Origin of the sequence: Nocardioides sp. NPDC006303, from assembly GCF_040613175.1 — a bacterium.
Taxonomy (GTDB): domain Bacteria; phylum Actinomycetota; class Actinomycetes; order Propionibacteriales; family Nocardioidaceae; genus Nocardioides.
Genome location: NZ_JBEXRR010000038.1, coordinates 1 through 12,913, shown reverse-complemented (window position 1 = coordinate 12,913; position 12,913 = coordinate 1). Strand labels below are relative to the sequence as shown.

Annotated in this window: 12 protein-coding genes and 1 rRNA gene; 8 read left to right on the top strand and 5 right to left on the bottom strand. The window is 67.8% G+C overall.

The features are described from left to right. Positions 1–8 precede the first annotated feature (8 nt). Positions 9–623, top strand: coding sequence for a TMEM165/GDT1 family protein (locus ABZY89_RS23045; RefSeq protein WP_355230966.1), 615 nt, complete (start codon positions 9–11; stop codon positions 621–623). Positions 624–641: 18 nt separating this feature from the next. Here ABZY89_RS23045 and ABZY89_RS23040 read toward each other — a convergent pair whose 3' ends face one another. Next, positions 642–1,874 carry a sigma-70 family RNA polymerase sigma factor gene (locus ABZY89_RS23040; RefSeq protein WP_355230964.1) on the bottom strand — a complete coding sequence of 411 codons (1,233 nt, stop codon included), beginning with the start codon at positions 1,872–1,874 and terminating at the stop codon, positions 642–644. 1 nt (position 1,875) lies between these two features. After that, positions 1,876–2,253 carry a YciI family protein gene (locus ABZY89_RS23035; protein WP_160026209.1) on the bottom strand — a complete coding sequence of 126 codons (378 nt, stop codon included), beginning with the start codon at positions 2,251–2,253 and terminating at the stop codon, positions 1,876–1,878. 145 nt (positions 2,254–2,398) lie between these two features. On the opposite strand from ABZY89_RS23035, the gene ABZY89_RS23030 reads away from it, so the two are divergent. Then, positions 2,399–3,238, top strand: coding sequence for a nicotianamine synthase family protein (locus ABZY89_RS23030; RefSeq protein WP_355230962.1), 840 nt, complete (start codon positions 2,399–2,401; stop codon positions 3,236–3,238). On the opposite strand, the gene ABZY89_RS23025 is transcribed toward ABZY89_RS23030, so the two are convergent. Beyond that, positions 3,235–4,119 carry an LLM class flavin-dependent oxidoreductase gene (locus ABZY89_RS23025; RefSeq protein ID WP_355230960.1) on the bottom strand — a complete coding sequence of 295 codons (885 nt, stop codon included), beginning with the start codon at positions 4,117–4,119 and terminating at the stop codon, positions 3,235–3,237. The genes ABZY89_RS23030 and ABZY89_RS23025 overlap by 4 nt on opposite strands. Before the next feature lie 133 nt (positions 4,120–4,252). Between ABZY89_RS23025 and ABZY89_RS23020 the strand changes: the two genes are divergently transcribed. The 3 genes from ABZY89_RS23020 to ABZY89_RS23010 are packed head-to-tail and all read left to right on the top strand — an operon-like array spanning position 4,253 to position 7,225. Then, positions 4,253–4,681 carry a YciI family protein gene (locus ABZY89_RS23020; protein ID WP_355230958.1) on the top strand — a complete coding sequence of 143 codons (429 nt, stop codon included), beginning with the start codon at positions 4,253–4,255 and terminating at the stop codon, positions 4,679–4,681. 27 nt (positions 4,682–4,708) lie between these two features. Further along, complete coding sequence (locus tag ABZY89_RS23015) at positions 4,709–5,938, top strand: RNA polymerase sigma factor (RefSeq protein ID WP_355230956.1); 1,230 nt, start codon at positions 4,709–4,711, stop codon at positions 5,936–5,938. A gap of 21 nt (positions 5,939–5,959) precedes the next feature. Continuing rightward, on the top strand, positions 5,960–7,225 hold the full coding sequence (locus ABZY89_RS23010; RefSeq protein ID WP_355230954.1) for an Nramp family divalent metal transporter: 1,266 nt from the start codon (positions 5,960–5,962) through the stop codon (positions 7,223–7,225). A gap of 36 nt (positions 7,226–7,261) precedes the next feature. Here the strand turns inward: ABZY89_RS23010 and ABZY89_RS23005 are convergent, their stop codons facing one another. Beyond that, positions 7,262–8,062, bottom strand: coding sequence for a siderophore-interacting protein (locus tag ABZY89_RS23005; RefSeq protein ID WP_355230952.1), 801 nt, complete (start codon positions 8,060–8,062; stop codon positions 7,262–7,264). A gap of 207 nt (positions 8,063–8,269) precedes the next feature. Here ABZY89_RS23005 and ABZY89_RS23000 point away from each other — a divergent pair, with 207 nt between their 5' ends. Genes ABZY89_RS23000 through ABZY89_RS22990 form a run of 3 tightly spaced genes read left to right on the top strand, consistent with a single transcriptional unit; the run spans position 8,270 to position 12,251 of the window. Continuing rightward, entirely contained in the window at positions 8,270–9,826 is a 1,557-nt protein-coding gene (locus ABZY89_RS23000; RefSeq protein WP_355230950.1) for a hypothetical protein, read from the top strand. A gap of 56 nt (positions 9,827–9,882) precedes the next feature. Next, positions 9,883–10,902 carry a DUF2332 domain-containing protein gene (locus tag ABZY89_RS22995; RefSeq protein ID WP_355230948.1) on the top strand — a complete coding sequence of 340 codons (1,020 nt, stop codon included), beginning with the start codon at positions 9,883–9,885 and terminating at the stop codon, positions 10,900–10,902. Positions 10,903–10,958: 56 nt separating this feature from the next. Next, positions 10,959–12,251 carry an MFS transporter gene (locus ABZY89_RS22990; RefSeq protein WP_355230946.1) on the top strand — a complete coding sequence of 431 codons (1,293 nt, stop codon included), beginning with the start codon at positions 10,959–10,961 and terminating at the stop codon, positions 12,249–12,251. A 370-nt stretch (positions 12,252–12,621) separates the two neighbouring features. On the opposite strand, the gene rrf is transcribed toward ABZY89_RS22990, so the two are convergent. Next, a 5S ribosomal RNA gene (gene rrf / locus ABZY89_RS22985) occupies positions 12,622–12,738 on the bottom strand. Between the last annotated feature and the right edge of the window lie 175 nt (positions 12,739–12,913).

The following is a 12,913-nucleotide window of genomic DNA, read 5'->3' as shown; positions in this document are numbered from 1 at the left end:
AACCCCTCATGGGACTCCTCCGGCCGGCGCCGGAGAGGAACCCTGTGTACGCCTTCCTGCTTTCGACCGCGGTCATCTTCGTCGCCGAGCTCGGCGACAAGAGCCAGCTCATGGCGATGACCTTCGCGACCCGTTACCGGGCTCGAGACGTGATCATCGGGATCACGGCCGCCACCGCGATCGTCCATCTGGCCTCGGTCGCCATCGGCGCCCTCATCGGAGACGCCTTCGCCGAGCAGCAGCACTACATCACCATCGTCGCGGGAGTCGCGTTCCTGTTCTTCGCCGGGTGGACCCTGCGGGGCGACGAGCTCACCGAGGACGAGGCGAAGAAGGCCCGCAACAGCCGGGGTATGGCGATCATCGCCGTCGGCATCGCGTTCTTCCTGGCCGAGCTCGGCGACAAGACGATGCTCGCGACGATCACCCTGGCCACTCAGGAGGGCTGGCTCGGCACCTGGATCGGCTCCACGGTCGGGATGGTCGCCGCCGACGCGCTCGCCATCGGTGTCGGCGCGCTCCTGGGCCGCAAGCTCCCCGAGAACGTGATCAGGTACGGCGCCGCCGCGCTGTTCGCGATCTTCGGGATCATCCTCGTCATCGACGGCGCCCTACAGATGTAATCAGCCAGATGTGAGCAGTCACGCCTGGTCGAGCGACTCGACCCGGCGGTTCAGGTAGCGCTGCTCCGGCACGCTCTGGGTCAGCCGGGCCGCCAGCACATAGTGCTCCCGAGCCGTCGCGACATCACCGGACTGCTCGAGCAGGTGCGCCAGCACGGCATGGGCGCGGTGGTGACGCTGCATCGCCGGATGCTCCAGCAGGTCGCGTACGATCTCGATCCCGTGTTCTGGGCCGAGACTCATCGCCACGGCGACGGCCCGGTTGAGCGTGACCGCCGGCGAGGGCGCGACCTGCGCGAGCATCCCGTAGAGCAGGTTGATCTGGAGCCAGTCGGTGGCCTCGTACGACTCCGCCTCGGCGTGGACCGCGGCGATCGCCGCCTGCAGCTGGTAGCGGCCCACCGGCCCCTCGGGGAGTACGTCCTCCAGCAGTGCCACACCCTCGCGGATCAGCTCCCGATCCCACTGCGAGCGATCTTGATCCTTGAGCGGGATCAGGTCGCCGAGGTGGTCGACGCGACCGCGCGAGCGAGCCTGCGTCAGCAGCATGAGCGCGAGCAGGCCGGTGGCCTCGTCGTGCTCCGGGAGCACCCCGCGCACGATCCGGGTCAGCCGGATCGCCTCGTCGGTGAGCTCGATCCCCTGCAGCTCGGGGCCGCTGGTGCGGGTGTGGCCCTCGTTGAAGATCAGGTGGCAGACGTCGAGCACGCAGGCGATCCGCTCGGGCAGCTCGTCAGGCGCCGGCGAGCAGAACTCCTCGTCCTTCAGCGTCGCCCGCGCCCGGCTGAGGCGCTGCCCCATGGTCGCCTCCGGAACGAGGTACGCAGCCGCGATCTCGGACGTCGTCAGACCGCCCACGCACCGCAGCGTGATCGCCACCTGCGAGGGGCGGCGCAACGCGGGATGGGCGCACATCATCATCAGCCTCAGCGAGTCGTCGTACGCCGAGCCGATCTCCACGGCCGCCGGGTCCGGCTCGTCGAGCCGCCGGGCGATCCCGTCGGCGACCTCGCGCCGGGTTCGAGCCGTGTCCGCACGCATCTGGTCGATCAGCCGCCGATGAGCCACCCGGATCAGCCATGCCCGCGGATCAGCCGGCAGCCCATCGCACGGCCACTTCTGGCTGGCCGCGATCAGCGCCTCCTGGGCGGCGTCCTCGCAGTCGGGGAGGTCAGGATGGACCCGCAGCAGGGCGCCGAGGACGTGGGCGGACTCCTGCCGCCACACGTCCTCGACTCCCGTGACCGTCATGTCAGTAGGTTGCCACCGGCCGTAGCTCGACCGTCTCACCGGGGCCACTGAAGCTGCGTACGACCTCTTCGGCTCGCTCCTGGGACTCGACGTCGATCAGGAAGAACCCGGCCAGATGCTCCTTCGCCTCGGAGTAGGGGCCGTCGGTGGCGATCGGCTCGCCGGCCTCCCACCGGTAGAGCTTGGCCGAGGCCGGATCCGCGAGCGCCTGCCCGCCGATGAGCTCACCGTTGGCCGAGAGCTCCTCCATGATCCCCTCGAAGGCAGCGTTGAGCTTCTCCCTGGAGGCCTGCGGCAGCGACTGGAACTCGGGGATGAAGTCACCCGTCGGGTGACCCCACGGCTGCGGGTTGGAGTGGATCAGGATGACGTACTTCATGGCTCTTCCCTTTCGTCGGCGCCTTCCGTAGGCGTGCTTACGGGGATACGTCGGAGCCGAGTGGCGTAGTTCTACATCGTCCCAGAAGCGAGTCGCCGGTTCCCACGATTGACCGAACCGCCACCGGGTGCAGTGTCGATGTGGAATGGTTCTCATCGTGGATTCGGGCGCGGTCGATGTCAGTGCGGTCGATCGGGTGCTGATCTCGACTCTGGAGGATCTCCTCGAACAGCCGTCGCTGGAGCCCGGGATCGTCGTGAACGCTCTATTCAACCGGTTGGTGACTGCGGTGTTGAGTGTGCCCGAGTCGGAGGCCGAGACCGTGCTGGCCGCGCTGCCGCCGTCACGTCCACCGGCTCTCTTCCGATCTGTCGCCTCCGCCGGCGAGCACGCGCTCGAGCGGGTCTGGGCCCGCCAGGTTTCGCGCGCCCCCGATCCCGCCGCGGCGTTCGCCCGCTTCCCCTACCGCGAGAACTACCGGCTCCTCGTGGAGATGGAGCTGGAAGCCGTACGCCGCCAGGGCACCGTCCCACGGCACGTGCTGCTCCTCGGCTCGGGACCGCTCCCCCTGACCGCGCTCTGCCTGGCCGATCAGGGCATCGCGGTGCACTGCGTCGACCACGACGCCGAGGCGATCCGGCTCTCCTCCGCCGCGTTCGGACGCCTGGGTGCCGTCGGCGTGACCTTCGAGCACGCTGAAGCGGCCGCCGCCACGCCACCGCACCCCGCGGACCTCGTGCTCCTCGCCGGCCTGGTCGGGTCCGACGATGCTGCCAAGGCCGCGGTGCTCGACAAGGCGGTCACCGCTCTCGCCCCGGGCGGGCTGGTCCTGGCGCGGAGCGCCAGAGGGCTGCGTACGCTGCTCTACCCGCAGGTCGGTCCGCAGGCTCTCGCCGGCCTCGACGTGGTTGCCGAGGCCAACCCCGAGATCGACGCTCCGGGGACCGACGTGATCAACAGCGCGATCCTCGCCCGCGCGAACTAGAGCGCGGGGTCGAGGACCTCGGCCTTGAGCTGTGCCGCCCGCTCGATCCGCTCGGCACCGGTCTCACCGAGATTCCACGTCGGCAGGATGAACTCGTCGAATCCGGCCGCGACATAGCGGCCGATCAGGTCCTGCAGCTCACCGGCCGAGCCGGTCTGGGTCCGAGCAAAGCCCGGGTTCGCACCGTCGAGGTCGAGCATGAGGTTGGTGGTCGTCTTGATCGTCCCGGGATCGCGACCCACCTGCTCGCACGCCTCCAGGAGCTTGGCCCGTACCGCGCCGGCACTCTCGGGCGTGCCCCAGGTGTTCCACTCGTCAGCGAACCGGGCGACGACCCGCAGCATCCGCGGGCCCTTGGCACCGACCAGGATCGGCAGCGGCGAGGCCACCGGCTTCGGCTCGCACGGAGCGTCGGTGAGCTGGAAGTGAGTCCCCTCGAAGGTCGTTCGCGGCTTGTCGAGCAGCGACCGGGTGATCTCGATCGCCTCCTCGAACCGGTCGACCAGCACCTTCGCGCTCGGCAGGTCGATGCCGTACGCCTTGTGCTCGTTGATCTGCCAGCCGGCACCCATGCCGAGCACGAACCGCCCGCCGGCGATGTGGTCGATCGTCGCGGACCGGTTCGCGAGCAGCGCCGGGTGATGGATCGTCGTCGGGGAGACGAGGGGCCCGATGCGTACGTTCTCGGTGGTCGCGGCCAGCGCCGGGAGAACTCCCCACACCTCGTGCATCGGCCCGTCGTCGATGTCCTCGGAGCCGGTGTTGGGCATGTAGTGGTCGGCGAACCAGACTCCGTACCAACCAGCCTGGTCAGCCGCCTGCGCCTCGGCAAGGATGTCGGCAGTGGAAACGGCGGGACTGGGCCACAGCGAGATCTTCACGTCCCCAACCTACCCACCCGCAGAACAGGGTTCCGAAAATATTCTTGGCAGCGTTGTCGATCCCGCGTAGACCTCGTTCGACCAAGGGGTGAACGGGCCGGCAAGACGGCCCGACGACACAGGAGAAACCGAGATGCCGAAGTACATGCTGATCTGGCGCACCATCGACGAAGACAAGCAGAACGCCGCGATGGCCGAGATCCCCTTCGAGCAGATGCTCGAGAAGATGGGGAAGCTCAACGACGAGCTCATCAAGGCGGGCGTCGTGCTCGCCATGGAGGGTCTCGACCCTGAGGAGCACACCGTCGTCACCTACGCCGATGCGGGCGAGCCGCCGGTGGTCACCGACGGTCCGTACGGCGAGACCAAGGAGCTCTTCGGGGGCTTCTACCTGATCTCGGTCGGCTCGAAGGAGGAGGCGGTCGAGTGGGCCAAGCGCCTCAGCTACTTCCCCGGTTCCGCCGTCGAGATCCGCCGGGTGCCGACGATCGACGAGTTTCCGCAGGACAACCCGTGGATCCAGAAGGAGCTCGACTGGCGCACCAAGACCGGGCAGCTCTGAGGGCCGAAACCACCCGGGGAGACACCGATGAGTGACGCGACGCGCGCCGTCGAGGCGATCTGGCGTATCGAGTCCGCCCGCATCGTCGGCGCGCTCGCGCGCTACACCGGCGACTTCACGCTCGCCGAGGACGCGGCCCAGGAGGCCCTCGCGGAGGCGCTGGTCTCCTGGCCACGCGACGGCCAGCCGGCCAACCCGGTCGGCTGGCTGATGACCACTGCCAAGCGGCGGGCGATCGACACGATCCGCCGCGCCGGCGTCCAGCGCGAGAAGTACGAGGCGATCGCCCACGACCAGGACGAGGCGTACGACGACGAGCTGGACATCGAGCGGATCGATGACGACGTCCTCGCGCTGATGTTCGTCTCCTGCCACCCGGTGCTGTCCAAGGAGGCCCGGGTGGCGCTCACCCTCCGGGTCGTCGGCGGCCTCAGCAGCGAGGAGATCGCCCGGGCGTTCCTGGTGCCGGTGCCGACGATCCAGGCCCGGATCACCCGCGCCAAGAAGACGATCGCGGCCGCGAAGGTCCCTTTCGAGGTGCCCTCGCCCGACGAGCGCCGGCAGCGTCTGGCCGGCGTGCTCAACGTCCTCTACCTGATCTTCACCGAGGGCTCCACCGCCACCTCCGGCGAGGACCTGATCCGCACCGACCTCGCCGGCGAGGCACGCAGACTGACCCGGGTGCTGATCGGCGTGCTGCCCGACGAGCCGGAGGCGTACGGACTGCTCGCGCTCATGGAGCTGACCGCCTCTCGCTTCCCGGCGCGCACCGATGCCGCCGGCGACCCGGTCCTCCTCGAGGACCAGGACCGCACCAGATGGGACCAAGGTGCCGTACGCCGCGGCCTGGCCGCCCTCGAGCAGGCGACCCCACGGGGCCTCGGTCCCTATGGGCTCCAGGCCGCGATCGCCGCCACCCACGCGGTCGCCGACTCGGTCGAGACCACCGACTGGGAGCGGATCATCGTCCTCTATGAGGCCCTGGGCCGCATCGCACCCAACCCGATCGTCGACCTCAACCGGGCCGTGGCGGTCGCGATGGCCCACGGACCGCTGCGAGCCCTGGAGATCGTCGACCGGATCGCCGAGGACAAGCGGCTCGACCACACCCATCTCCTCCCGACCGTACGCGGAGAGCTGCTGCGCAGGCTGGGCCGAACCGTCGAGGCACGCAAGGAGCTGGAGCGGGCGGCAGGGATGTGCACGAACGACCGGGAGCGTGCCGTCCTTCGGCAAAAAGTCGCTGATCTTCCCTAAAACGGGGTATACCTGTCGCCCATGTCACACGCAGCGAGGACAGAGACAGCCGAAGCCCCTCGATGGCGGATCCTGGGACCCGGCCTCGTGGTGGCCGCGACCGGTGTCGGTGCCGCCGACCTGGTCGCCACCCTGATCGCCGGCAGCAAGTACGGCTACGCCCTGCTGTGGGCCGTCGTCGTCGGCTGTGTCCTGAAGGTGGTCCTGGTCGAGGGCGCCGGGCGCTACAGCCTGGCGACCGGCGAGACGATCTTCCAGGGCTGGCGGCGTCTGGGCATCTGGACGACGATCTACTTCGGCCCCTACATCGTGATCTGGGGCTTCGTCTACGGTGCCGCGGCGATGGCCGGCACCGGCCTAGCCCTGACCGCGCTGTTCTCGTTCGCGTCGGTGAAGGTCTGGGGCATCGTCTCCGGCCTGATCGGTCTCGCCATCGTGTGGGCTGGCCGCTACGGCCTCTTCGAGAAGTTCCTCGCGGTCCTGGTCGGCATCATGTTCGTGACGATGGTCGGCGCGGCGCTCGTCACCCTGCCCAACCTCCCCGACCTCCTCGTCGGCCTGGTCCCGACGATCCCCGAGGGCTCCCTGGTCAACATCCTCTCGGTCGCCGGCGGCGTCGGCGGCACGATCACCCTGGCCGCCTACGGCTACTGGCTGCGGGAGAAGGGCTGGCACACCCCGCAGTTCATGCGCGTGATGCGGATCGACAACACCACGGCGTACGTCGTGACCGGCATCTTCGTGGTCGCGACCCTCATCGTGGGTGCCGAGCTGCTCTACTCGGCCAACATCGCCATCGGCACCGGTGACCAGGGCATGCTCGACCTGTCCAGGGTGCTCGCCGATCGCTACGGCGACTGGTTCGGCAAGCTCTTCCTGATCGGTTTCTGGGCTGCGGCGATGTCCTCGCTCGTCGGCGTCTGGAACGGCGTCAGCCTGATGTTCGCGGACTTCATGGGGACCATTCGTGGAAAGGCCGACGAGCCCGAGGCAAAGAGCGGCGGCATCTGGTACCGCTCCTACATCCTCTGGCTCACCTTCCCGCCGATGATCTGGCTCCTGCTCGCCGAGGAGCCCACCTGGCTGATCCTCACCTACGGAGTCCTGGGCGCCTTCTTCATGCCGTTCCTGGCCGTCACCCTGCTCTGGCTCCTCAACACCAGCCACACCCCCACGGAGTGGCGCAACAAGTGGGTCTCCAACATCGGCCTCATCATCTGCGCCCTGCTCTTCGCCTGGCTCGCCTTCGACCAGATCCGCACTTCCATCGAGGGCCTGCTCAACTGAGGTCGAGGCACCCGGCGGATCGGCGAGCGCCAGGCTCTACGCCTGCGCCTTGCCGATCCGCCAGTAGCCGACGAAGGTGATCCGCGACTTGGGCACCCCGAGCGATACCAGATGTCGCCGTCCCTCGGCCGGGATCGTCCGCTCACCGACGAGGTACGCCGAGAGCGTGGCCGGCGCCTCGGGCGTGAACGCCTTCACCTCGGCGATCGCCAGCGCCCCGGGCTGTCCGGCGGAGTCACCTCGAGCCAGCCACCGCACCTCGACCCCCTCGGGCCCGGAGACGTCCTGGACGTCGGCCATGTCCGGGATCTCGATGATCGCCAGGCCGCGCGCGTCGCGGGGCATGTCTCGGAGGATTCCGACGATCGCCGGGAGCGCCGATTCGTCCCCGACGAGCAGGTGGAACGAAGCGTCCGAAGCGTTGTCGAAGCCCGTGCCCTGGTCCATGAGCACGACCCGCTCTCCGGGCTGTGCGGTACGCGCCCACGGGCCCGCGATCCCGAGATCCCCGTGGACCACGAAGTCGACGTCGATCTCACCAAGGTCGGGCCGGTGCTCGCGCACGGTGTAGTTGCGCAGCGGCGGCCGGTCGCCATGCCTCAGGTACTTGAGGTAGTCGACCGTCCCGAGCTTCTCGGGCACCGCGTCGAAGTTGGTGGACTCTCCGTTCGGTCGCGGCAGGAAGAGCCGGAACCACTGGTCGAAGCCGCGCTGCGGGAAGCGTCGCAGATCATCGCCACCGAAGGTGAGCCGCACCATGTGCGGCGTGACCTGCTTGTTGTGCAGCACCTCGGCCGCGTACACGCCCTTCAGCTTGCGGCCGTCGTCGAATCCCATGCCAAGCTCCATCCAGATCAGGTAAGGCTTACCTTGCTTTCGGCGACACTAGCGGCATCTCCCACCCTCTGCCGAGGGTTACGCGGCAAACTCATGCGACATCGCCCCACTGCCTGATAATCTCCGGCCGCCCGCCTTCGCGGCATGAACCTGCCACGGCCCCTCAACCACATCCTCAGGCGCCGTCGGCCAAAGCCTGGAGCCTCGATGACCCTCACTTCCCGCCGTCGACTTCGCCTGGCCGCGGCGACCGCCGTCGCCATGCTCGCGGCGCTCGCGCCTGTCACCGCCGCGTCGGCAACCAGCACCGACATCACAGCGCCGAAGATCACCGCGACGTCGTACAAGCAGTGGCTCGTCCCAGGTGACATGAAATGGCGCGGCGCCTTCTGGAGCGCTACCCCCGCCTACACCTGGTCCAGCTCGGACAACGTCGGGGTCGCCTCCCACGAGGTCCAGACGTGGATCGGGAACGGCAAGGGATCGCGCCTCGGGGTGAGCACCTGGTCGAGCATCGCGAAGTACGTCAAGACCTACTCGGGCACTCGGCGGTCACTCCACACCGAGGTCGGGGAAGGCGAGCAGGCATGCCAGCGCGTGCGCGCAAAGGACGCTGCCGGCAATCGCAGCCCCTGGTCAGCGTGGAGGTGCACCCACGCTCCCTTCGGAGAACGCACTGTAGACGGCGCTTGGGATCCGACGTCATTCAGCTTCAAGCTGCGCAACACCGGGGCAGCCAACGACCGCGTCGCGACGGTCCCGGTCCGGGCTACCGGCGTCCGAGTCCGCGTCGCCACCGGTCCGACGAGGGGCACCGCGAAGATCTACATCGGCTCCACCTACCTCGGGACGGTCTCCGCAGCGGCGAAGAGGTCCGGAAGCAAGTACGTCACGTTCCGCAAGGCTTCCACGCTGTCCGGTTGGATCCGAGTCCGCACCACCTCGACGTCGTCCAAGTCCTTCCTCCTCACCGGCCTATGGGCGATCCGGCCGACCGCGGGCCTGTCCACCGCCACGATCGGATATCCCGGCAGCCAGGGCGAGACGGACTCTGGAAACCCGCCGGCGCCGGTCACGTCCGCGGACGGGACGAGCCCGAGGATCACCAAGTTCAGCTTCACGCCCGCGTGGCCGACGAAGCGCGCCGCGAACGGCATGTATCGAGCGGTGGCAACCTGGGCCGCGACGGACAACGTGAAGGTGACTGGCTACCTCTACCAGGAGAAGTTCGCATCGGGCGGAACCTCCCTGTTCGCCAACGGCACCCGGTACACCACGAGCACCTCGTTGACGGAGATGCCCGACTACAGGGGCGACACGACTTGTCTCCGGGTTCGCGCCCGCGACGCCGCCGGCAATGTCTCCCCCTGGTCGGGCTGGAGGTGCTCGACCGCACCGATCACCGTCCTGGGCGGCAACTGGGCAAGCGGTGGCTTTCCAGAGATCGCTGGCGATCCCTGGGTGTACGCCGCCGTCTCCCCACGGACCTCCGACCAGACGATCGATCGCTACACGGCGAAGTCATTGCGCCTCAAGGTGCGCACAGGCCCGACCCGCGGCAAGGTCAACATCTACGTCGGCGGAGTCCGTTTCGGCACGATCAACACCTACGCCCGGACGAACGGCTCGAGGTGGGTCGTACTGCACCACGATCGGGAGGCACGAGGCCGGATCCGCGTGGTCGCAGTCACCAAGAAGGCGTACGTCGGGCCCGTGTACCTCGTGAAGGACACCGCCAAGGCGGTCCGCAGCGACATCGGGTGACCACCTCTCCGGCACCCGGCTGAGGCACGCTCATGAGGTCGGAGGATCCTGAACGCATGACCCTCTCCGCGCTCTTCCGCGACCACTTCGGCCACGAGGAGCACCTCTACGGCTGGCTGCTCAACCGGTTCGCGGACGACCTCGATGCAGGTGGTCCCATCGCTGAGATCTGCCGGGATCACCTCGACGCCTCCCGCGCCGATGCCGTGCAGCTGCGCCTCTTGGCGGCTCTTCACCGCATCGTCCTCCGCGGCGACGCTCCCGAGGTCGAACGCTTCTATCCCAACCTCGGAGGCGACGACGCGTACGTCACCGCTTGGCCATTGTTCGAGGAGGTGCTCACAGCTCACGTCGACGAGCTCCGCGCAGGTCTGGAGGTGGCGCCCCAGACCAACGAGGTCGGCCGCTCCGCCTGTCTCCTCATCGGCATCTTCGAGGCCGTACGCCGCACCGGCCTGCACCGCATCCGGCTGCTCGAGCCGGGCGCTTCGGCGGGGCTCAACCTGCTCGTCGACCGCTACCACTTCTATGGCGAGGACTGGGCGTACGGCCCCACGGACAGCCCGCTGACGATCGACACCCAGAGCGCCGGGGTGCGTCCGGTTCCGTTCGAGGTCGTGGCGCGCCGTGGCTGCGACCTCGCCCCTGTCGATGTCTCCACCGCTGCCGGCCGCGAGTACCTGACGTCGTTCGTATGGCCGCACCAGGTCGATCGTCACGCCCGGCTCGCCGGTGCTCTGCAGGCCGCGGCCGGCGACCCGCCCGTCGTCGACGTCGGTTCGGCCGACACCTGGCTGAAGGAACAGCTCACCCAACCGACCGACGCCGATGTGCTCACGATCGTCTGGCAGTCGATCACCGAGCAGTACTGGCCGATCGAGGTACGCACCGGCGTACGCGCGGCCGTCGCCGACGCCCGTGGTCGCCTGCCCATCGCCCACGTCAGCATGGAAGGCGTACCGCCGGCGCAGACGGCCTCGGGCTGGGACATCTGCACCGACGGTCCCGCGCTCAGCCTCGACGGCGACGAGCTCGCCCGCTCGACCCACCACGGCCCGCCGCTGATCCTGGCGTAGCCGCGCGAGACCAAAGTCGGTTGACGCGTTCTGCGTCCGGGTTGAGGCTGGTCGGCATGCCCGCCGACGAGCTTTCCGGCTGGAGGCGCAACGCAGCGATCTTCCTCGCCGGCCAAACGGTCTCCCTGCTCGGCTCGATGCTGGTGATGTACGCCGTGATGTGGCACCTCACCATCGAGACCCGGTCCGGGTCAGTGCTGATGCTGAGCCTCGTCTTCGGGATGCTCCCGCAGGCGTTCATGTCGATCTTCGGCGGTGTCTGGGCCGACCGACATCACCGCAAGTTCCTGATCATGGGCTCCGACGCCACGATCGCGGTCGCCACGCTGATCCTGGCCGGCCTGATGGTCAGTGGGATCGACGACCTCTGGATCATCTATCTCGCCCTGGCCATCCGCTCGGTCTTCGCCGGCATCCAGATGCCTGCGGTCACCGCGATGATCCCGCAGATCGCGCCGGAGTCCCAGCTGCTCCGGATCAACGGAGCCTTCCAGACCATCCAGTCCGCGATGACGCTCCTCGCCCCGGCACTCGCCGCGGTGATCTACGCCAGCATGGACATCGTCGCCGTCTTCTTCATCGACGCGATCACGGCCCTCATCGGCGTCGGCCTGCTCGCGCTCGTCCCGGTCGCCCGTCTCGTACGCCCCGACCAGGGGAAGGTCTCCTACTTCGGGGACCTCCGCGCCGGCCTCAAGTACGTCTCCACCCATGCGCACGTGCGTTGGATCCTCGTGCTCTTCACGCTGGTCATGGTGATGGTTGGAGCCCCCTCCTACCTCACCCCGCTCATGGTCACGCGTACCTTCGGCGACGAGGTCTGGAAGCTCACCGCGAACGAGCTGTTCTGGGGCTTCGGCATGCTGGCCGGCGGCGCCGCCATGGCCGCGTTCGGACCCAAGATCGTTCACCGCATGCGCCTGATGGTCAGCTCCGTCGTCCTCATCGGGCTGTTCGTCGTGGGGCTCGGAGTCTCCACGAACATGTGGGTCTTCTTCGTCTTCGGCCTGCTGATCGGGGTCGCCTTCTCGGCCCTGAGCGCACCCGCGTTCACCATCCTCCAGGAGCGCGTCGAACCAGAGATGCAGGGGCGAGTCTTCGGCATCGTCGGGATCGTCATGTCCGTTGCCATGCCGCTCTCCATGGTGGTCTTCGGCCCGCTCGCAGATCAGTTCTCGGTCGAGTCCCTGCTCGTCCTCGCCGGCCTGCTGCTCTTCCTCATGGTCGGCGGCATCCTCGCCATTCCCGGCGCTCGCCGGTCACTGGCTGAGGTCGACGTCCCGAAGGAAGAGGCCATCGCTCCTGCTGCCTCGGTCACTCCGGACGAAGAAGCCTCACAGGGCACCTAATGCGATGTATCGAGCTTGTCGAGATGACAGCTGCCCGGCACCTCGAGGGCACCGGGCAGCTGGAGAAGCTCTGAATCAGCGGCTGGTGACCAGCTTGATGGCCACGCCGAGACCCGCGGCAACGACGGCGGCGATGAGCAGCTTCTTGACCATGGGAACTCCTTGTTCGAGGTGTTGTTGGTACGGACTGCAACTATGACATTGGACCTCGCATGGCAGCCCACGTCAACCGGGCGTGGCGCGAAGAGGCCCCCATAATGATCTCGGCAAGCTCGATACACCGCATCTCGACAGCTCGACACAGCGCGTCGAAAATGGGTACAAATGGCAGCAGGGCCACCTCCGAAGAGGTGGCCCTGCGCAAAGACATGTCCGGCGGCGTCCTACTCTCCCACAGCCTCTCGGTTGCAGTACCATCGGCGCTGAAGGGCTTGACTTCCGGGTTCGGGATGGGACCGGGTATTTCCCCTTCGCTATGGCCGCCGTAACTCTAGAGATCACCACTATCGGGTGACCAAACCTGTGTTACAACAGTTGGTTGTGGACGCGAGACTTGACGGTCTTCGTTTGTTGTTTTTGTTGAGGGTTTATGAAAGATAAGCCCTCGGCCTATTAGTACCGGTCGGCTGGGCATCACTGCTGTACACCTCCGGCCTATCAAC